The sequence below is a fragment of the Roseivirga sp. E12 genome (assembly GCF_017592825.1).
Classification (GTDB): Bacteria; Bacteroidota; Bacteroidia; order Cytophagales; family Cyclobacteriaceae; genus Roseivirga.
The window spans coordinates 91,392-111,475 of sequence record NZ_JAGFMD010000004.1 but is presented as its reverse complement, the minus strand read 5'-3'; the positions used below and the strand labels follow the sequence as shown (position 1 = coordinate 111,475).

The following is a 20,084-nucleotide window of genomic DNA, read 5'->3' as shown; positions in this document are numbered from 1 at the left end:
TTAATGAAATCAACCAACAAGACAATTGGCCTAGTTATTCCTGCTCCGATCGGTTATTCTGAGACCTTCTTCACCTCCAAAGTAAAGGGATTGGAAGAGGCTGGTTTTAAGGTGATCATTTTTTGTGCTCGTAACAATGATGCAGACGCCTCTTTTAAGTACAGATACCAATGGGTTCTTTCAGCAAAACCTGTTATTAGAGTCCTTCAAGTTTTTTTTGGCTTACCAATGCTTCTGAAATGCCCCTCTAGAGGAAGCCGTTATATTCGGTATGCCCGTCAATCTGGACAATCCATAGGTAGCATCATCCGTGGCTTATATAATAATGGTAACATACTTACCGGACCGCGATTGGACACATTACATTTCGGTTTTACAACAATGGGCCATGGAAGAGAGGTAATTGGCAAAGCCATGAATTGCAAATTGTCCACAAGTTTTCGTGGGTATGATATTGGGGTTTACCCTCTTAAACATGGATTAGGCTGCTATCATAAATTGTGGAAGCATCTAGATAAAGTTCATACTATTTCAGACGATCTTTTAGAGATCGCCTACGAAAGGCTTGCACTACCAACAAACATTAGGGTTAAAAAAATCACTCCAGCGATAGATACAAAAAAATTTGTAGGAAGGGAAAAACGTCAATTTATAAGAACTGACAAACTTAAAATCCTGAGTATTGGTCGACTACATTGGAAAAAAGGTCACGAATACGCTTTAAAAGCACTCAAAGAACTCAAAGAGGCCGGTATCAACTTTCAGTATGATATTGTTGGAAGTGGTAAAGACTTAGAACGTATCATTTTTACCAAAACCAAACTTGGATTGGAAAGTGAAGTAAATGTCTGTGAGGAAGTGTCGCATAGTGATGTGCCAGAGTTGATGAAATCTCATGACATTTTGTTGCACCCCTCCGTTCAAGAAGGTTTCGGCAATACCGTTTTAGAAGCGCAAGCAGCAGGTATGCTTTGTATAGTAAGTGATGCGGAAGGTTTAGCCGAAAATGTTTTACATGAAAAGACTGGCTGGGTAGTTCCAAAACGGAATTCAGCAATGATAGCGAGGCAGCTTTTGGAAATTCTTAATATGCCGCAGGATGAATTATTACAAATTTCTAAGATGGCGCAAAATAGAGTACTTAATCAGTACGATCTTGAGGCTCAGAAAAGCGCATTCACCCAGTTTTTTAATGCATGAGGATAACTATACTTTCTTCAAATGATATTTGATTTTTTAAAATACCTGCACCCAACTTGGTATTTTAATTTATATCCAGAGCACATTCGCAATTATTTTCCGAAATCTGTTGCACGTGATGATGGCTCCATAATGGCGGAGGATTCCGGCTATCATTCCGTTGAGGCAAGAAAAAGGGACCTTGCCTATAGAGCATTTCATCAAGGTTATATTTCAAAAAAAACATCATCTGATAAAGGCCTTAATATATGGGAACCAATCAAAATATCAATCCACGATCAATATCGGTTTCTTCGTAAAAACTTCAATACCTATTGGGTTTGGTACGTATTTGTTTTACGCATATTATCACTTAAAAATCCATTCCTGGAATTACGTGAATTGTTTAGAACACGATCAGTTAGATATCAAAAAAATGCACCCCTGCTTTTTAACCCTCAAGAGTACAATGGATTTGACAGTAAACTACTGTCAGAAAAGCCTTTAGTTTCAATAATTATTCCAACACTTAATCGCTATGCGTATCTAAAAGATATCCTTCAAGACTTAGAGCAACAAACCTACCCTCATTTCGAAGTATTAGTGATTGACCAATCGGAACCTTATGAACCTGAATTTTATGAAGAGTTCAATTTGTCAATTAGGCTTATTCGGCAAAAAGAGAAAGCACTCTGGATGGCTAGGAATCAGGGAGTTCAACAAGCTAAAGGTCAGATTATTGCTTTTTCAGAAGATGATGTACGCATTAAAAGAAACTGGTTAGAGGAGCACTTAAAGTGTTTAGACTTTTGGAAAGCTGATATCTCATGCGGAGTTTTCTTTCCTAAGGGAGCTGAGATTCCTGCCAATCGTAGTTTTTTCAAATATGCAGAGCAGTTTGCTACAGGAAATGCCTGTTTATACCGAAACGTCTTTGAATCCACTGGGCTTTTTGATAGAAACTTTGAAGGTCAGCGGATGGGTGATGGTGAATTTGGATTAAGAGCATATTTGACCGGCTTTCTTTCAATTTCTACTCCCTATGCTTCATGTGAAGATGTAAAAGCCCCAACTGGAGGCCTAAGACAAATGGGCAGCTGGGATGCCTTTAGACCCAAATCATTTTGGTCTCCAAGGCCTATTCCCAGTGTACTATATTTTTACCGAAAATATTTTGGCGACAAGGCGGCTATTCTATCACTACTTAAAAACATTCCGCCTAGCCTTGTACCATATGCTTTCAAGAGAAACAGAGTGCTATTAATCCTTGGAACCGCTTTAAGCCTTTTTTTTATACCTCTTTTGTTTCTACAAGTGTGTCGGTCATGGAAACAGGCATCCAGAAAACTGGGAAATCAGAAAATCGATCAACTCTCCTCATAGGTGTGTAAAGGTTAATCTGTTTGTAAAAGAACAATCACATGAATTTGAAAAAACTAATCGATGGAATCCGACTTAAGCAGCAAAGGGACTGTGATCAAGTAGTCACCAGTGAAATAGTTGGAAGGACAATCAAATGCTTGAAAGGTACCGTCAGAAAAGAAGTTGATCAAGATGATGCATGGTTTTTTCATCTAGCATCTGGCGTTTGTAGTTTTTACGATTTGGGAGCTAATGTAGGCTACACAGCATTGCTGGCATTAGTCGAAACCGAAAAAACAGCCTTACTCGTTGACCCAAACCCTATGGCTCTAGCAAAAGCCTCCAAAAATCTAATATTAAACAATATTGGTAAATCTGTTAATTTTTGGTGTGCCTTTGTAAGCAAAGAAAAGGGAGAAAAACTTAAGTTTTACACAGTGGGTTCAGGAGCCGCAGGCAGTATGTACCAATCACATGCTCAGACAGCAGCCGCTGTTAACAGTTATTACTATGTCGACACTGTATCTGTTGATTATCTTTATGACTATTACAAATACATCCCAGAACTGGTGAAAGTTGACGTTGAAGGGGCTGAAGCATTGGTATTACAAGGTAGTACAGTACTAGCAGCCGAACAGAAAACCATGTTCTTTGTTGAAATGCATTCTTCAGCAGAAATGCCTATGTTGACTAACGCCACTGCCGTTTTGCAATGGAGTGTTGAAAACAACTACACAACTTACTACCTGAAAGATCATCAAGTTATTGAGGATGCCAAAGCAATATCAGACAGAGGTAAATGTCATCTACTTCTATTGCCTCATAAAATGGAATACCCAAAAGGCTTGGCAGATATAGTACAAGGTGCAGAAATAGGTTGTTGAGCTTTACACTGACCTTTAATTAAATTTCTTGTTATTGATTTTAATTTAAAGAGCCACAAATGAAAAGAGCTCTAATAATTACTTCCGAATTTCCTCCAGGACCAGGTGGAATTGGTCAACATGCCGCAAGTTTGGCGTTAACACTTGCAAATGATTATAGTGTTGATGTACTCTGTAATCAAGACTATGCTTCTAAAGATGAAATTGACCGATTCCAACGAAGTACACCAGAGAACATTGTAATAATTAGTTTTGTAAGTAGGAATAAGCCCTTCGCACCTTTTAGACGTGTCTTACAAGCAAGACAGATGACTAAAAAAAGATCCTATGACCTAATTATTGTCTCGGGGCTCTTGCCCTTGTGGATAGGGGCTGTTTTAAAACATACTACAAAATCAACGATTCATGGCTTTATTCATGGTAACGAAGTGAATCTCAAGAAAACCATTAAGTCTTGGGTAACTAAGTGGTCATATCAAAGTTTGGATTACCTCTACCCTGTCTCATCATTCACAAAAAGTTTGCTTTCGCCAAGACTTAATCAAGAAACCAGAGTTATTCCCAATGGATTGGATCAGGCATTGTTATTAAATGCAGAGGACTTCTTAGAAAAGGAGCAACGGATTAAATTAGAAGGTGAGCCGGCCTTCTTAACTGTAGGCAATGTTACACTTCGCAAAGGCCAACAACGAGTTATTCGTGCGCTTCCTAAGGTTTTAGAAAAGTATCCGAACGCTCACTATCATGTTGTTGGTCTTCCAACCAAAGAAGAAGAACTAAAAACCTTGGCTACTGATTTAGGAGTAATGAGATCGGTAACATTTCATGGAAGGCTACCTACTCGCAATGAGTTATACCAAATGTACAGGTCAGCCGACCTGTTCATTATGCTTTCAGAAAACCAATCAAATGGTGACGTAGAAGGTTTTGGAATTGCGATCTTGGAGGCTAATGCCTTTGGTTTGCCTGCCATCGGTGCCTTAGGTTGCGGTATCGAGGATGCCATTTCTAAGGAGAATGGAATATTAGTTGATGGAAATGATACCGTTGAAATTTTAGAGGCCATTAAAACTCTTCTACTCAATAAGGAAGAATACTCAAGGGGATCTAAGGTCTGGGCCAATCGACATGATTGGAGGAAGTTAGTCCAGAAGATTGTAAGATGATCATCTTGGTAATCTCACATACCGAACATTATTTGGACCCTACTGGTAAAGTCTGTGGTTGGGGACCAACAGTAAGAGAGATTGACCATCTAGCCAACACTCATGGAAAAGTTATTCATGTAGCTTGTCTCAGCAAGAAAACACCTCCGCCAAGGAGCTCGAGCCCCTATGAATCTGGCAATGTTGAATTCATAGGTATCCCATCATTTGGTGGGACAGGTCTGCACAATAAACTTCAAGTAATAATAACTGCTCCAATCATAATCAAGACAGTGTTTACACAACTAAAAAGGGCTGATATTTTCCAGTTTAGAGCACCAACCGCCATGGGCATCTATTTGATTCCTGTACTAACCTGGTTCAGTTCTAAATGGGGTTGGTTTAAATATGCGGGCAATTGGATTCAAAAGAAGAAACCAATGTCCTATGCCTTTCAAAAGAAATTTCTGGAACTCTATCAAAAGCGTCCAGTGACAGTTAATGGCAACTGGCAAGGTCAGAAAAGTCATGTTTTCACTTTTGAAAACCCAAGCTTGAGCTTGCTAGACTTGAAAAAAGGTGAAGAATGTTTTCTAATAAAAAAATATGAAGGTCCGTTGACAGCTTGTTTTGTGGGAAGATTAGAAAAACCAAAAGGAGTGGAAAGGATAATAAAAAGCCTACATGTATTAAGTGAAAAAGGGGTCAAAGAGGTTCATTTCGTGGGAGACGGTAACCTTTCAAAAGAATACAAATCTTTGGTCATCAATAGTTCCGTCAAGTGCCACTTTCACGGCTTTCTTAATAAGCTTGAGATTTCAGAAATATATAGATGCTCTCATTTATTACTATTGCCTACCACAGCATCCGAAGGCTTTCCTAAAGTAATAGCAGAAGCAGCAAACTATGGATGTGTGCCAGTTGTTTCAAACGTATCAAGTATTCCTCAATATATTAATGAAACAAATGGGTTTATTTGGGATGTCACAGCGAGTACTTTTGAAAATTTTCTAAGCTCAACTGTTTTTGATTCAGGCCTAAGAAATAAGGCCCAATCAGCGAGGTTAGTCTCAAGGTTATTTACATTTCGGGCGTTCTCCGAAAAATTGGATAAATGGGTTTTCAATCAATCGGATAGAGATTCCTGACTCGAGAGAATATTTAAATAATACTATGAATGTTCAATATTGGTGCCCTACATTGAAGTATGTATAGTAGATTAATTGACTCTGCCGGTAACCATCGCAGGAGCCCTCAATCTTTATGGATGTGGCTCACCCGAGGCAATTACCTTCAATTATCAATGATTCATATAGTTCTGGGACTCAGTGGCCTACTGTTTCCCTATGTCTATATAGCTTGGGTTTACGTATTACTTTTGACCTTCTTTTCAGCTTCAATAAAAAACAAGCACCTCACACTGCCTTATTTATTGATGTATATCATTCCGTTAGAAGTTTTTTCTAGAATGGTAAGTGCGAGTCCATTTTTGCCATGGGAAGTTGCCAAATACCTAGGCATGCTATTGTTGATTGTGGGAATTATTATCAATAGAAGTAAATCAAAGGGTCTTGTAGGCCTATTCATTTTAATTCTAACACTACCTGCCATTTTTATGGCTACGGCTACTTCAGAAAAAATTTTACAGACACTCACTTTCAATGTATTCGGTCTTATAAACCTCTGTCTAGCCGTAATCTACTTTGCAAATCGCACCTTGACTAAGGATGAAATTGCAGGCCTGTTTCGTTTTTTCATTCTCGGTTCAATTCCAATTCTGACATACTCTATTTTTCGCGCACCAACATTTGATGAAATAGATTTTAGCCTTGGTGCAAATTTTGAGCTTACTGGCGGTTTCGGATCAAATCAAGTCTCTACAATTCTTGGTCTTGCAGGTGGTTTGGGTATTTGGTTATGGTTACTACGAATACCACTTTTTAAGAACTCACTACTAAATATTGTAGTCCCAAGCATATTCTTGGCGTGGGCCTTACTATCATTTTCGCGAGGAGGAGTCGTAAGTCCTGCTATAGGCATTCTATTGGTCTTCTTGTTTGTCAAAAAGGGAAATACCTCTTTCTCGGTAAGGAAAATTAACGTTGCCTTGGTTAGTGTTTTATGTGTTCTTATGCCTCTGCTCTTCTATTTTTTAAATAAAGTAACCGATAACTTATTGTTATTGCGCTACCTAGGAGAAACCAATAAGACTTTTGCGGGTACTCAGGAAAAGGACTTCAATCTTTTAACAACGGGTCGATGGGAAATATTCTTGGCAGACATAGAAGTGTGGATGAATAACTTTGTGTTTGGTGTCGGGGTCGGAAGTTCTCCACAAGTCAGAGAACAAATGGGATCATCAAATATAGAAGCACACATAGAAATCTCAAGACTACTGGCAGAGCATGGCTTGTTTGGTTTTATTATTTCCATACTCTTCCTAGTAATACCTTTTTACCTATACTTTTCGAGAAAACGCGCGTTTGACAAAGCAGTGATCATTTTTTGTATGACCATGGCTATACTTACTTCAATGCATTCTGCCATGAGGACCTTTATTACTCCGTTATTCTTTGGTCTTGCTTTTATCAAAATCAGTAGCGATTGACCAATGAAGCCAATAAAGTTACTTTACCTTGGGAACGACTTATCTCATCATGGTCTTGCTCCAACTACCATCGAAACTTTGACGCGCTATCTAAGTACTGAGTTTGAAATAGTAAAAGCTTCGCATGTAAAAAATCAATTCCTTCGAATACTCCATATGTGGTTGACTGTTGTAAAAAACAGGGGATTTGACTACCTAATCATTGATACTTACAGTACTTCGGCCTTTCATTTTGCTTGGACGTCAGCCAGATTGGCAAATTGGTTCAACCTAAAATATATCCCTGTTCTGCATGGTGGCGAGCTACCCAAACGATTAAATAAATCACCAAAATTAATAACCAAATATTTACGAGAAGCCTTCAAAGTCGTCTGCCCTTCTGACTACTTGAAAACAGAAATGAAGAAAGTGCATAGTGGTATTAACTATGAAGTAGTACCAAATCCAATTGATTTATCTGATTACCGATTCAAACGACCCAGCAAATTCGTATTTGTCGATGGAAGGATAAAGTTACTTTGGGTTCGTTCTTTTCATAAGATTTATAATCCAATGCTTGCAGTTAGAGTTTTACATGAACTAGTAGCTGGTGGATACAAACAAGCAGAGCTCTGTATGGTTGGGCCAGACAAGGATGGATCTCAAAGTCAAGTAGAAGAGCTTGCAAAGGAATTGGGAGTTGAAGATCATTTAAGGATCACTGGTAAATTGACTAAGAAAGAATGGGTTCTTTTAGCAAATGAATATGACGTCTTCATCAACACCACCAATGTTGATAACAGTCCAGTTAGTGTAATCGAAGCAATGGCTTTGGGCTTGCCAGTTATTAGTACCAATGTTGGAGGTATTCCACATATACTTGATTCCAATAAGAATGCGATTTTGGTAGAACCTAATAATACACATGCTTTCGTATATGCAATAGAACGTCTGAATGATGACGACTTTGTTCAACAATTATCTGAGAACGCTAGAACTACTGCTGAGGGTTACTCTTGGGACAGGATAAGACCTCAATGGTTAAGTATTCTTAAATGAGTCTGGCAAAAGCTACATATCTGGCAGGTGTTAAACATAGAAACCCTGGGCTCTACGATTGGTACGACTTTCTTAAAGAGACAGAACGTTGGGAACTTGGCAGACTCAAGGAATATCAGCTAAAAGAGGTCAAAAAACTTTTACTCATAGCCGAAAAACATTCCTTGTTTTACAAAAACTACTTTAGAAAACATGGTTTTGACCCAGTGATTCATTCACTGGATGATCTAAAGCAACTCCCTCCAGTAAGTAAGGAACAGCTTATTTCAGAGAATGATAAAATTCATACTCATCTCAATTTTAATAAAAAATTCTATTGTGAAACCTCAGGAAGCTCTGGACAAACACTCACATTTTGGCGGAATGAACAATGGGATTCTGCCAACAGGGCGGCTATTTTAAGAGGTCAAAGCTGGTATAATGTACTTCCCTGGGAAAGTAACATCTACTTCTGGGGGTATAATATTGAAACCAGTAAAAAACTAAAGACCCGAATACTGGATATTCTTCAAAATCGCTATCGAGTCTTCGACTATCGACCCGAAACACTTTCCAGGCTCATAGGAAAACTAAAATCAACGACCTACATGCATGGGTATTCCAGTGTGATTTATGAACTGGCAAAGCTTATAAATCAGCAACAAATCACTATGCATTTGCCTAAACTCAAAATGATAAAAGGTACTTCTGAAAAAATTCACCCGCATTATCAAGAGGAGATAAATAAGGCCTTTGGCAGGAAAATGATCAGTGAATATGGTGCAGCAGAAGCAAGTATAGTGGCCTTTGAATGTGCTGCTGGCAACATGCATGTGACTATGGAAAATGTTCTTTTAGAAGTGGAAGAAGGTGAAATTATTGTCACCAATTTAATAGCACATTCTTTTCCGATTATACGGTATAAACTGGGCGATTATATAAAACTTTCAGAGTCCGACACCTGCGCATGTGGGATGGAACACCTGGTGATAGAAGAAGTGCGTGGAAGAGTCGGAAAAAACATTTATGGAGAACTCCATAAGTACCCAAGTCTTACTCTTTACTATGTCTTCAAGAATCTGTTTTTCAAATATGGTTTAAAGTTCAATTATCAATGCGTCCAAGAGAAAAAAGGAAGTCTGGTTGTTTTAATCAAGGAGCCATTTTCAAACCAAGGCGAGAAACTTATTAGAACAGAATTCGAAAAATACTTCAAAAGTGATATAACAATTTCCGTTATATTCTCTCAAAACTTTCACTCCTACTCAGAAAAGCTGAAGGACTTCATATCCAAGATAGAATAACCTTGAAAATACTACTCTTTTATCAATACTTCGGTACACCCAAGGGTAGTTGGAGCACACGTGCCTATGAGTTGACCAAAAGGTGGGTAACAGAGGGACATGAGGTCACTGTGGTCACTGCACCCTATGATAAGTCAGATATTCGACCGGACGGTTTTATTACTCGTAAGGAGATTGAAGGCATTAAATTGATTGTGGTAAATTCAGGAGATTCAAACAAACTGTCAATTTCCACTCGTGCATTCAGAGCCATACGATTCGCTCTTGTATCTTCTTTCTATGCAATATTCCAATCATATGACGTATTAATCTCTTCCTCGGGTCCGATTACCGTTGGATTGCCCATGATTTTAGCAAAAACTCTTAGAAGCAAACCAACAGTGTTTGAAGTAAGGGACCTCTGGCCATCCGGTGGTATTGAACTGGGTCTAATTAAGACAGGGTGGCAAAGCAGACTAGCTTTATGGTTTGAAGCACTCTGCTATAAAAAAGCCAATTTGATAATACCATGTAGTATTGGAATGGAAGCTTCTATTAACAAAAGGTTCCCTAACAAAAGCACGCTTGTAGTTCCAAATGCTTCTGATCCTGAAGTCTTCCAAATAAGCCCAACAGTACCTATACATATGCCATCAGTCATTGGTGACAACAAGATTTTTCTATATGCCGGCTCTTTGGGTCTGATGGATGATTGCAGTCAAATTATATCTGCCATGGGAGAGCTTAGGAATGAGGCAATAAGTCTCGTATTAGTGGGAGACGGGGCTGAACGAGAAAAGTTAGAAGAACAGGCTGTGATGACAGGTAATCCTAATATCCACTTCATGGGCCTCGTCCCGAAAACAGAAGTAGCCAAATGGTTCTCTATCGCCACGGCAAGCTTTGTCACCTTTAAAGATTTTGAAGTACTGCATACAAGTTCTCCTAATAAAATGTTCGACACTTTTGCTGCGGGAGTGCCCGTAATCCAGTCGACCAAAGGTTGGATAAAGGATCTAGTGGATACCGAGCATTGCGGTATTAATGTAAGTTCAGATCAACCAAAAGAATTTGCCGATGCGATGATACTCTTATCGAAGAATCATACACTGCATAAAGAAATGTCTGCAAATGCCTTGAGGTTGGCCGAGACAGACTTTAACAGAGACAATTTGTCACATGAATACTTAGCGAGTCTCATCGCATTAAACCATCTCAACCGATCACAAAAACGAAGGAATTGATGATGAAATATCTCATAACTGGAGCCAGTGGTTTTTTGGGGAAGGCCATTTCTAAGAACCTCTCTTCAGAAGCAAGTATTCATTCTTTGGGAAGGTCTCACCAAAATCACATCATTTGTGATTTATCCACTGAATCTCCAAAATTCGAATCTTCGTATGATATTGTAATACACTGTGCTGGCAAAGCACATTCGGTTCCAAAAAATAAGAATCAGGCTGATGAGTTTTTCAAGGTCAACTATCAGGGTACACTTAACCTCTTAGAGGGTATTGAACAATCAGAATCTCTACCAAAATCCTTCATTCTGATTAGCTCGGTAGCTGTATATGGTAGAGAAATGGGTCTACTACTTGACGAGAACACCTCACTCAACGCATCTGACCCTTATGGCCAAAGCAAAAAAATGGCGGAAGATGCCGTACAAGAATGGGGTAAATCGCACAATGTTAAAATAGGTATTTTAAGACTCCCTCTTATAGCCGGACCGAACCCACCTGGCAACTTGGGTAAAATGATCAAAGCTCTTCGGGGAAGGTATTTTTTCCATATTGGAGCTGGGGATGCACGTAGATCGATGGTCCCATCGGCCGACATAGCTGGAATCTTACCTAAATTGTCGGAGACGGGTGGTATATTTAATTTGACTGACGGCTATCATCCCAGTTTTGTAGAATTAACCTCTGTAATTTCGAAAAAATTCAACATAACTGAACCATACCATATTCCAATTTCGGTGGCCGAAATCTTGGCTAAGGTTGGAGATATTCTCTATATACTATTGAAGAAACATGCACCCTTTAATAGCTCAGCACTCATTAAAATGACGAATTCTTTGACATTTTCTGATGAAAAAGCTAGAAGAATCTTAACTTGGTCACCTCAAAAGGTCTTAGATTCTTTTGAATAAAGAACCAAAACGCATTATTAATGAACACACAAATGGTGCAATATGCACTATTGTCTATGTTCTTGTTTTTAGGGCTTAGTCTTTATATTAGATTAGCACGAAAATATCACATAATAGACAAGCCGAATGAAAGAAGTAGTCACTCAATCACAACGGTTAGGGGTGGTGGAATTATATTCGTACTGGCCATTCTCATTTTCGCGATAAAACAAGGCTTTGATATTCCCTATTTCCTACTAGGTTTCTTCGCCATTTCTACCATTAGCTTCTTAGACGATATAAAAGAAAAGTCCAAACGTTCAAGGTTAGGGATTCAGTTGATAGCCGTTGTTTTACTAATCACTCAGATTACACAAGGGCAGATTGAATGGTGGCAATGGGGCCTCTTTCTATTTATGGCAATGTCTTCCATCAACTTCTATAATTTTATGGATGGGATCAATGGTATTACCGCCTTCTATAGCCTTGTCTTACTTGGCACCCTCTTTTATCTTTATAGAATAGGACAATTGGTGGTAGCCGAGGAGTTAATCGTCATGCCAATTATTTCGGTCATAATATTTAGCTTTTTCAATGCACGTAAGAAGGCTCGTTGCTTTGCTGGGGATGTTGGTAGCGTATCCCTAGCCTTTATAGTAGTGTTTCTCGTGGGCTTACTATGTTGGCAGCAACAGAGCTTAATTTATATATGGCTATTCGGGGTTTATGGAGTAGATACTGTGCTTACGATTATACAACGAATTTTGATGGGACAGAATATTCTAAAAGGGCATAGATTGCACTTGTATCAGTTTATGGCCAACGAAGGAAGACTCCCACATATATTCGTCTCTACAATCTATGCCACACTTCAAGCTTTATTGAATGTGTTTCTACTAGTTTATGTTATTCCAGCAGAGTTCAACTTGGTTTGGGTAAATATTTCTATGGCCCTTTTTCTTATATTCATTTACGTACCTGTCAAGTACGTATTCATGAGAAGAAAAGAGAGCATGATTACAGAGCATTCTAAGGCACAATCGCTTGCTGCTTAGATCAATTCACTAAACGACTTATTCGAGAATACATCATTTTGACCAAGTTAAAAGACATTCTTAGTCAATACTTCTATGCACTGCGTATTGTATGGATTAGTTCGAGGAAATACACTCTGGCCAGACTGACCGTCATGGGCTTTAAAGCCCTCTTACCTCTTTTACAACTATATTTTTTCAAGTTATTAATCGATTTGGTCTCTTCTGGTATTCAGATGAATGAAGAGGTAAGGACTGAAGTGGTTAATTACCTATTCATTATAGGGTTTACAATGTTACTTAACGCCATTGTACAGTCCATCTCTCAATACATCGAGGGCCTGCAACAACAGAAGGTCAGCGACTATGTCGCAGGCATGTTGCAAAGGAAATCTCTAGAGGTTGATTTGGAGCTATACGATGATCCTGATTTTCATGATTCTTATTTTCTCGCTCAGCGTCATGGTGGACATGCACCAATTCAGCTCGTATTGGGCTTTACACAATTAGCAGAAAACCTAATAACTGTCCTACTCGTGGGCGGTTTCATTTTCATTATGCATCCATTGGTTTCGGGACTTCTCCTCATATCAGTATTGCCATCAACCATAATCAAATACATATTTTCAAGTAAACTCTTTAAATGGGAGAAAAAACGGAGCACCATCGAAAGAGAAGGAGCTTACTTGAACCATATCATAACAGACCATCAGTTTGCCAAGGAGGTTCGGATTTTTAATTCAGGTCTACCATTGAGCAAAAAGTTCATAGAGCTTAAAAGAATTCTCTTCTCAGAAAAAAGAACTCTTTTTAACCTGAGGATACGTATGAGCATTGGCGGCAAACTGATTGAAGTTGTCGCTGAGATTTTCAGTTATGTCTTTTTAACGTTTAGAGCATTTAACGGGCTTATCTCTATAGGAGACTTGGCGATTTTTCTTCCCTTATTTCAGAAAGGTAAATCGAGTCTGTCAGGAGCTTTGCAAGCCACGGTAAATCTATTAGAACATCGGATGTTCCTTTTTCATTTACGGGCATTCATGCTCTTAAAACCAAAAATAATCGATAGTCAAGATGATTTACCAGCAGCAGAGCCTATCCAAGCTGGTATCGAATTAGTGAAAATCTCATTTCAGTACCCGCAAACGGAGTCCAAGGCTATAAACAACATCTCTCTAGACCTATTAAAAGGCCAAGTCACAGCACTTGTAGGTAATAATGGCTCAGGAAAGAGTACATTGGTGAAACTAATTGCTCGGCTCTATGATCCTACTCAAGGAGCTATCTATCTGGATGGGAAAGACTATAAATCACTCAGGCTTTCAGACTTGAGAAGTAAGATGAGTATTACATTCCAAGACTTCGCCAAATTCTATCTTACTATTGAAGAAAATATTCGCCTGAGTGACCTGGAAAACAAAATTCATCGTAAAGCAGAAGATTTTGCTCAACTTACAGGGGCAGATGAGTTTATCCAAAAACTTCCAATGGGTTACCAGCAGCGCCTTGGAAGAGTATTTGGCTCTGGAACAGAATTGAGTATTGGACAGTGGCAGAAAATAGCATTGGCTCGTATGTTTTTTAATCAAGCCGAGATAATTATTGCCGATGAGCCTACGAGTGCTATTGACCCACTGACAGAACACATTATTTTTGAGGCACTGAAAGAAATGGCTAAAGACAAAATTGTGATCCTAGTCACTCACAGGCTGTATAACCTGAAAATTGCTGACAAAATAGTGGTAATGGAAGAAGGTGAAATTGTAGAATCGGGCACCCATGATGAACTTATTTCTCAAGAGGGCAAATATTCAGAAATGATATCCCGACAACTCTAAAACCATCATGGTGTATTTTAGACCACAAAGCTTAATATGAAATTGGCAGTCGGAAAAAGAATCACACAAAACACCGAGTGGCGAGCTCTTCTACATTTCTGTCATATAGCATTACATGCCAAGGATTTTGATCAACCGTGTGATTTTGATATCGACACCATTGACTGGTTGAAATTTGAAAGATTCACGACCTACCATAGTGTAAGACCGCTAGTGTTTCAAGGGATGTACTTGTGGAATGATCGGAGAAAAATCCCCCAAAAATTTTTTAATAAGTTTGAGACCCTCGGCAGACGGCAATCTTACGTCAACATGGATCATGCTCGTGAAATGGTCCAACTAATAGGCCTTATATCGAAAAAAGGTTTAGAAGTGATTCCTTACAAAGGGGTCATATTGGCCAGACAAGCTTATGGAGATATAGGACTGAGAGAGATGTCTGATGTCGACCTGCTTATGAAGCTCGAAGATTTTTCTACAATTCGAGATGTACTACTAAAAAGAGGTTATGTAGCTTCCAAGGACATTCCTGAACACTTTGAAGAGAAATTCTTCAAACAGAATTTTGAATACAATTTTGACCTTTACGAAGCTGGAAAGAGAAAATATCACGTAGAACCACATTGGAAAATAGGCTTTAAGCGATGGCAAACGGATCTAGATTACCTTGACATTTTTCCATTCACTCGAAAACAAGATTTTTTTGGTACAAGTATAAATATGCTTACTCCCGAGGGGCTTCTACTTACAACAAGCTTACACCACGGTGGAGAAGACCGTTGGAATCGACTCAAGTATATATGCGATATAGCCGCTATTCTCTTAAGGTTTAATGATAAAATTGATTGGCAGTTCCTCTTGATAGAGAGCGAAAAACTTAAGGTCCGAAATATTGTACTTCTCGGGGTTAGTCTAGCTCATGAGCTATTCGAAATTGAAATTCCTCAACAGTCAAAAAGAGTCATCCAAAACCGAACCATTCAAAAACATACAAGACAGGTAATTAAACAACTCTGGGTTGGGGAACATTCGGCTAATGTGAATACCTATTTTAAGGATATTCGTTTTCATTTCACCTTGAGGCAATTCCTGAGTACCAGACTAAAGGTATTATACTACCACATAACTCAGGTTTTTGTTCCAACGGTTTATGATATCAATGAGGAAAGTAATAAAGGCAAAAAGTACTGGTGGCTATTTCTTACCAAACCATTTCGGATTTGGAGAACCCATGTAAAGATTAATAAGTTCTCAAAGTAATTCATCGACTTCTCCCGCAGAACAGAAAACACAAGATAAACTCGAGTTAGTTATCACTTATCTTTATGTATACTCTGTTTGTTTCCGTAAAACTCGAGACTCTTTTGTTGTTTGAATCATAATAAGGCCGATTTCGCTTTAATCTATTTCCCTCAGCATCAAGCACTTCATAATTTCTAAATAATGAAGTATCAGTAAATAGAAAATCAGAATGATCAATCACTAGCAAACCACCTTTATTCAATTTTTTGTCTAACTCGGTAATTGCTTTCTCGAATTTAGAAAATAGATACTTCGATTCATGATTACTTTGATCTCTATTATCTGTTTTTTGAAAAACAGCACAACAGAATATCACATTGAAATAAGAAGCGTTTTTAAAATTCATAGATTCGGAGTGTAAAAAACTCACTTTGCTATTCTCATAGTTTTTTCTGGCCTTCCTTAGAGATCTCTTGTTTATATCAACTCCCACAACTTCTGCCTTCGGGAAAACTTGACTTAGTGTTTTAACTTCCTCTCCAGTGGAGCATCCAAACGATAAAATTTTCAACTCTGAACGATAATTAAAATAATTCTGACAAATGCTGAATAGGTCTGGATATCTATTCTCAAGTGTAAAAGACGCTTTCTGATGATAGTCTTTTCCATAACGCACACCATACCATAGTTCGGACCTTTTTTGAGCACTCGCCAAATATTCAGGTATTGAAATAATAAGAAAAGCCGCGGTGTAGACGAGGCGCCCTATTAAAAACCTTGAAGTTTTCAGACTAACTATGGTGGCCTTTAGATTTCTCATTAATCAAACAGGGATCTAGCATATGCTGATGAAAACATTTACTCGCTTCAAATAACTACTTTAGCTGTTCAGCACCCAACTCAAAGTATCAAGGTTTAAAGGTGTCTGAATCTGCATAATGAAAGTTTTACATTTTCTATGTTCAACTCACAACTTGATAAGGAAACACTAAATACTCAATTCGCTGAAAATAAGCTATTGGTGATAGAAAAATTTCTTGAGCCTGAATTTGCTCAACGAGCATTTGACTATTTAAACAATAAGCCCGACAGCGAATGGTATTTAGCATTCTGCCCTGTCTTAAGAGGAACAAGGAAAAGCCTGAACTTATTGAACAATAAGCAAAACAGACCTTCTCTCTCAAAGCTCAATGAATTGGTAAAAGAGCAATATGAGCTTGGCGAATTTTCCTTTAAGTTCAAACGATCTGTCTATGAGGCTAAACTCCCTTTGCACGGTCCTGAAAGAGAATTAGTCGACCTATTTAAGAGTGAGTCCTTATTACGACTCATTAAAACCGTTACAAATAAAGACCTATCAGGTACAGATTCTCTTTTTACGAGTTGCTATGAAACTGGCGATTTTCTGGCAAAGCATGATGATGGTGATAATGGGGAGATTGGCTTCATTTACTATCTCTGTCCAGATTGGAATACAGAATGGGGTGGTCACCTGAAATTCACACAAAAGAAAAACGGAGAAACTTACGCCAACTTTGCTCCTGGATACAATCAACTTTTACTTTTTGCCATTAGGGATTTGAAAAATCTAAATCATGAAGTGACACCAATATCAGAAGGGGCCAAGGCTAAAAGGATTGCGTTTTCAGGGTGGTTTGGATAGAGGGGTGATAAAACACATTTCATGGGTCAAGTTGGAACAGCAACAACTTGAAGAAGACCTTTAATCACGAATTCTTTTATCAACTCTATTTTAACCTTTTCGCTTAAATCAGGGCTTATATCTTTGACGCTAAAAACCTCATCACCTAAAATGACATTCAATACAGATTCTATGGGTTTGGGGATCTTGACTTGTTCATGGCAAAAATAAATCGCAGTGTGCCAGAGTTCGTCATTGACCCTGTACCTTACTCCTTTTTTCTTTTTGACTATGGAATCTATAGTCAATTGGTCTATGGTCAATGTTGCAGAAAGTGTTCCTTGGAGGTCAGGAACTTGCCTTGTGCCAAATTCCTTTTGAATTTCATCAAGTAACACCTCCAGGTCGGCTTCTTCTATCAGCTTATGGCAGGTTTCTTTGAATTCTTTATAAAAAACCTCTTTCACCGAAGGGTCTTTTAGATTTCTGGGTATGGGTTGCCTTAAAAAAGCATGATCACTTGCGTGATCTAATAACGTTTTCAATATTTCTGAACGTCTTCTTTGTAAAAGACCTAGTGTAATGTGAATTGAAGGTGCTTCGTCAGTACTTGCATCATGATACATTCCCTGGGGTACATAGAGCAGATCTCCCGGAACCATTTCTATATCATCCACCAAGGGATGGTCTTTTTCGGTAAATTCCTTTTGTTTTCGAATGAAGCTCTTCGTAGGGTATTCAACTAGGCCCCCGAATAAGTGCCAAATCTTTTTGCCATAGATCTGAAGGACTAATACATCGTGGCTGTCGATATGTACATTGAAACCCCGAGACTTTGGTGGAGTGATATACACATTGGCTTGAAGTTTTACGCCCAGTTCATTTTCTAGTTGTTCACAGTACCTATTAAGTTTAGGAATGTACCTGGCCATATCCGTAAGAATAGCCGTAGTGCCATTACTAAGGAGGCTGAGTAGTTTTCTGATATCAATGATATTGCCAGCGACATAATCGTTATCTATCTTCAGAAACTCCTCTGCCAAGGGTCTCCTTTGATGATTGACCAGCACTATCTGACCATGTTTTAAAGGCACAGTAGCCAGGTAGGTTTCAATATCCGAAAGTTCCAATGCCTCATCAAAGTGATTGGAAGAAGCCGAAGGAATAAACAGATGTTTTCGTTCTCGATAAACGGAAAAAAAATCCCGATATGAACGTCCAAAAAGTTTTTCTAGTTGTTTCATTGCGCTGGTACTTCAGCTAAGGCAATATAGCAGCTTGCTATAAAAATTTTATTGGATGGTGTTCATTTTGGGCAATTTCTCTACAATTATTTGATCAAGTCACGTCTCTCTTTTCAAAAGGTATTCCAAATCTCTCCGTGAGGAGTTTTTGGAGCAATCTGTACTTTATAAGCAATGGTCCATACGCTTTGCGATACTGAGGTTCTGCCATAATGGTAAGTGATCTTTCTTCCAGAATCCTTATCCTTTTATGAACACCCCTTCTCTCTTTTGGAACGTCTGCTTCCAATAAGAGTGTATCAAGTTCTTCCAAAGCTGATTTAAGTTGATCGATAGTTTTAATAGCCTCCTCTTCGCTCACCTCTCCTCTTTTACACTCTTTCAGCAGCTTACATTCGTAGGCTCTACAAACCCAGGGCCTGACCTCATAGATTGTACAACGATTATTCACATGAGCAGTGCAGGGGAGCTTTATTTGAAGTCTTTCTCCTGTCTGTAACATATCCAACTCTCGAGTTACTTCATTTATATCAGATTGTTGAACTCCTGCCAGTTCGAAAAATGAGCCATCACAACAGACCCCGCACTTGGTGCAAAGATCTGGAGAGTTTTCTTCAATCATTTAGGGATACAGTTTCTTAATTGTTAAGTAGCTCGAAGGTGGATGTTAGGTTAATGTTTCTACGGACAAACAATTTACGGTTCTTTGCTGGTATTTTCATAAACTCTTCATCACTAAGATAAAAATGTGCCTGCTCCTGAAAATTCCCCACATCAATATACCAAGCATTGGAATAATTGCAATACAATAGCGGTCTTACCGTATCAGAGTTATTAGCATTACCGCTGTGGCAAAGTCGATAGTCCATCAGAATACAGGAGCCCTGATCAATGTCCGATTCAATAAAATTAGGGCTTTGGGCAGTTTCTTCAATAGTACTTTGGCCAAGATGACTACCTGGCCAAAATCGAGTAGTGCCATTGATTTTGTTAAAGGGAATAAGAGGTACAAGCATACCAATAGCAAAGGGGGGCAGGAGAGATCTCACAGGACTCCCATTGAATATAGTACCATCCCTGTGTACTTTCATTTGTTTTGATCCGGGAAGGGAAAGCACGCATGTCAAATTACAAATGATAAAATCGGGCTCTAAAAGATGGCCCATTAACTCCAAAATTAGAGGATCACAATAAATCTCAGGTGCATTAAACTCATCTTTGACATTCACAGTAATACAAGGCCTTTTATGGCTGAACCTTCTGGCATCTTTGTGTTGCTTGTCTTCGAAGTGATGGGAATAATCTCTTTCGAAACTGGCATTCAATTCTTCCACTTTCTCTTTTGAAAAGTGGTTGTCGATCACAAGGAAGCCATTGGCTCTGAACTCCTTCACAACGGACGCCAATCTCTCTTTGTTAATCTTACCTTTTCGTTTTTCTTCAGGACTAAATTCCATTGCTAGAGGAGTGTGAGT

At 38.6% G+C, this 20,084-nt stretch carries 18 protein-coding genes; 14 read left to right on the top strand and 4 right to left on the bottom strand.

What is annotated here, in order from left to right; genetic code table 11:
* Window positions 1–3 precede the first annotated feature (3 nt).
* The 13 genes from J4E76_RS11465 to J4E76_RS11405 are packed head-to-tail and all read left to right on the top strand — an operon-like array spanning window position 4 to window position 15,741.
* Window positions 4–1,200: a glycosyltransferase family 4 protein gene (locus J4E76_RS11465; protein WP_208504291.1), complete on the top strand. Its 1,197-nt coding sequence runs from the start codon at window positions 4–6 to the stop codon at window positions 1,198–1,200.
* Between the two features lie 21 nt (window positions 1,201–1,221).
* Window positions 1,222–2,562 carry a glycosyltransferase family 2 protein gene (locus J4E76_RS11460; protein WP_208504289.1) on the top strand — a complete coding sequence of 447 codons (1,341 nt, stop codon included), beginning with the start codon at window positions 1,222–1,224 and terminating at the stop codon, window positions 2,560–2,562.
* Between the two features lie 38 nt (window positions 2,563–2,600).
* On the top strand, window positions 2,601–3,425 hold the full coding sequence (locus J4E76_RS11455) for an FkbM family methyltransferase (protein WP_208504288.1): 825 nt from the start codon (window positions 2,601–2,603) through the stop codon (window positions 3,423–3,425).
* Window positions 3,426–3,484: 59 nt separating this feature from the next.
* Window positions 3,485–4,591: a glycosyltransferase family 4 protein gene (locus J4E76_RS11450; protein ID WP_208504287.1), complete on the top strand. Its 1,107-nt coding sequence runs from the start codon at window positions 3,485–3,487 to the stop codon at window positions 4,589–4,591.
* A complete protein-coding gene (locus J4E76_RS11445) occupies window positions 4,588–5,718 on the top strand; it encodes a glycosyltransferase family 4 protein (protein ID WP_208504286.1) in 1,131 nt (376 codons plus the stop codon). Before J4E76_RS11450 ends, J4E76_RS11445 begins: the two co-directional genes overlap by 4 nt.
* Before the next feature lie 59 nt (window positions 5,719–5,777).
* The gene (locus J4E76_RS11440) at window positions 5,778–7,178 is read left to right on the top strand and encodes an O-antigen ligase (protein ID WP_208504283.1); all 1,401 of its coding nucleotides are present in this window, start codon (window positions 5,778–5,780) and stop codon (window positions 7,176–7,178) included.
* A gap of 3 nt (window positions 7,179–7,181) precedes the next feature.
* Window positions 7,182–8,216 carry a glycosyltransferase family 4 protein gene (locus tag J4E76_RS11435; protein WP_208504282.1) on the top strand — a complete coding sequence of 345 codons (1,035 nt, stop codon included), beginning with the start codon at window positions 7,182–7,184 and terminating at the stop codon, window positions 8,214–8,216.
* Complete coding sequence (locus J4E76_RS11430; protein WP_208504281.1) at window positions 8,213–9,499, top strand: phenylacetate--CoA ligase family protein; 1,287 nt, start codon at window positions 8,213–8,215, stop codon at window positions 9,497–9,499. The genes J4E76_RS11435 and J4E76_RS11430 overlap by 4 nt, the downstream gene beginning before the upstream one ends.
* Before the next feature lie 2 nt (window positions 9,500–9,501).
* Window positions 9,502–10,722: a glycosyltransferase family 4 protein gene (locus tag J4E76_RS11425; RefSeq protein WP_208504279.1), complete on the top strand. Its 1,221-nt coding sequence runs from the start codon at window positions 9,502–9,504 to the stop codon at window positions 10,720–10,722.
* Between the two features lie 2 nt (window positions 10,723–10,724).
* The gene (locus tag J4E76_RS11420; RefSeq protein ID WP_208504278.1) at window positions 10,725–11,630 is read left to right on the top strand and encodes an NAD(P)-dependent oxidoreductase; all 906 of its coding nucleotides are present in this window, start codon (window positions 10,725–10,727) and stop codon (window positions 11,628–11,630) included.
* A gap of 20 nt (window positions 11,631–11,650) precedes the next feature.
* Window positions 11,651–12,664 (top strand): glycosyltransferase family 4 protein, encoded by a 1,014-nt coding sequence (locus J4E76_RS11415; protein WP_208504276.1) that lies wholly within the window; start codon window positions 11,651–11,653, stop codon window positions 12,662–12,664.
* Window positions 12,665–12,702: 38 nt separating this feature from the next.
* Window positions 12,703–14,481 (top strand): ABC transporter ATP-binding protein, encoded by a 1,779-nt coding sequence (locus J4E76_RS11410; RefSeq protein ID WP_208504275.1) that lies wholly within the window; start codon window positions 12,703–12,705, stop codon window positions 14,479–14,481.
* Window positions 14,482–14,517: 36 nt separating this feature from the next.
* A complete protein-coding gene (locus J4E76_RS11405) occupies window positions 14,518–15,741 on the top strand; it encodes a nucleotidyltransferase family protein (protein ID WP_208504273.1) in 1,224 nt (407 codons plus the stop codon).
* Between the two features lie 46 nt (window positions 15,742–15,787).
* Here J4E76_RS11405 and J4E76_RS11400 read toward each other — a convergent pair whose 3' ends face one another.
* Window positions 15,788–16,543: a trans-aconitate 2-methyltransferase gene (locus J4E76_RS11400; RefSeq protein ID WP_208504272.1), complete on the bottom strand. Its 756-nt coding sequence runs from the start codon at window positions 16,541–16,543 to the stop codon at window positions 15,788–15,790.
* Between the two features lie 138 nt (window positions 16,544–16,681).
* On the opposite strand from J4E76_RS11400, the gene J4E76_RS11395 reads away from it, so the two are divergent.
* Window positions 16,682–17,386, top strand: a complete 705-nt coding sequence (locus J4E76_RS11395) for a 2OG-Fe(II) oxygenase family protein (RefSeq protein WP_208504270.1) — start codon at window positions 16,682–16,684, stop codon at window positions 17,384–17,386.
* 26 nt (window positions 17,387–17,412) lie between these two features.
* Here the strand turns inward: J4E76_RS11395 and J4E76_RS11390 are convergent, their stop codons facing one another.
* The 3 genes from J4E76_RS11390 to J4E76_RS11380 all read right to left on the bottom strand — a co-directional run bounded on the left by J4E76_RS11390 (window position 17,413) and on the right by J4E76_RS11380 (window position 20,066).
* A complete protein-coding gene (locus tag J4E76_RS11390; protein WP_208504269.1) occupies window positions 17,413–18,609 on the bottom strand; it encodes a JmjC domain-containing protein in 1,197 nt (398 codons plus the stop codon).
* 94 nt (window positions 18,610–18,703) lie between these two features.
* Window positions 18,704–19,231, bottom strand: coding sequence for a YkgJ family cysteine cluster protein (locus J4E76_RS11385; RefSeq protein WP_208504268.1), 528 nt, complete (start codon window positions 19,229–19,231; stop codon window positions 18,704–18,706).
* Between the two features lie 16 nt (window positions 19,232–19,247).
* On the bottom strand, window positions 19,248–20,066 hold the full coding sequence (locus J4E76_RS11380; protein WP_208504267.1) for a phytanoyl-CoA dioxygenase family protein: 819 nt from the start codon (window positions 20,064–20,066) through the stop codon (window positions 19,248–19,250).
* Between the last annotated feature and the right edge of the window lie 18 nt (window positions 20,067–20,084).

Bases quoted from the DNA above. Each gene is read 5' to 3' on its own strand.
- J4E76_RS11460 (WP_208504289.1), top strand. From the start codon at position 1,222: ATGATATTTGATTTTTTAAAATACCTGCACCCAACTTGGTATTTTAAT.
- J4E76_RS11440 (WP_208504283.1), top strand. From the start codon at position 5,778: ATGTATAGTAGATTAATTGACTCTGCCGGTAACCATCGCAGGAGCCCT.
- J4E76_RS11445 (WP_208504286.1), top strand. From the start codon at position 4,588: ATGATCATCTTGGTAATCTCACATACCGAACATTATTTGGACCCTACT.
- J4E76_RS11385 (WP_208504268.1), bottom strand. From the start codon at position 19,231: ATGATTGAAGAAAACTCTCCAGATCTTTGCACCAAGTGCGGGGTCTGT.
- J4E76_RS11465 (WP_208504291.1), top strand. From the start codon at position 4: ATGAAATCAACCAACAAGACAATTGGCCTAGTTATTCCTGCTCCGATC.
- J4E76_RS11430 (WP_208504281.1), top strand. From the start codon at position 8,213: ATGAGTCTGGCAAAAGCTACATATCTGGCAGGTGTTAAACATAGAAAC.
- J4E76_RS11390 (WP_208504269.1), bottom strand. From the start codon at position 18,609: ATGAAACAACTAGAAAAACTTTTTGGACGTTCATATCGGGATTTTTTT.
- J4E76_RS11435 (WP_208504282.1), top strand. From the start codon at position 7,182: ATGAAGCCAATAAAGTTACTTTACCTTGGGAACGACTTATCTCATCAT.
- J4E76_RS11415 (WP_208504276.1), top strand. From the start codon at position 11,651: ATGAACACACAAATGGTGCAATATGCACTATTGTCTATGTTCTTGTTT.
- J4E76_RS11455 (WP_208504288.1), top strand. From the start codon at position 2,601: ATGAATTTGAAAAAACTAATCGATGGAATCCGACTTAAGCAGCAAAGG.
- J4E76_RS11420 (WP_208504278.1), top strand. From the start codon at position 10,725: ATGAAATATCTCATAACTGGAGCCAGTGGTTTTTTGGGGAAGGCCATT.
- J4E76_RS11400 (WP_208504272.1), bottom strand. From the start codon at position 16,543: ATGAGAAATCTAAAGGCCACCATAGTTAGTCTGAAAACTTCAAGGTTT.
- J4E76_RS11380 (WP_208504267.1), bottom strand. From the start codon at position 20,066: ATGGAATTTAGTCCTGAAGAAAAACGAAAAGGTAAGATTAACAAAGAG.
- J4E76_RS11395 (WP_208504270.1), top strand. From the start codon at position 16,682: ATGTTCAACTCACAACTTGATAAGGAAACACTAAATACTCAATTCGCT.
- J4E76_RS11450 (WP_208504287.1), top strand. From the start codon at position 3,485: ATGAAAAGAGCTCTAATAATTACTTCCGAATTTCCTCCAGGACCAGGT.
- J4E76_RS11405 (WP_208504273.1), top strand. From the start codon at position 14,518: ATGAAATTGGCAGTCGGAAAAAGAATCACACAAAACACCGAGTGGCGA.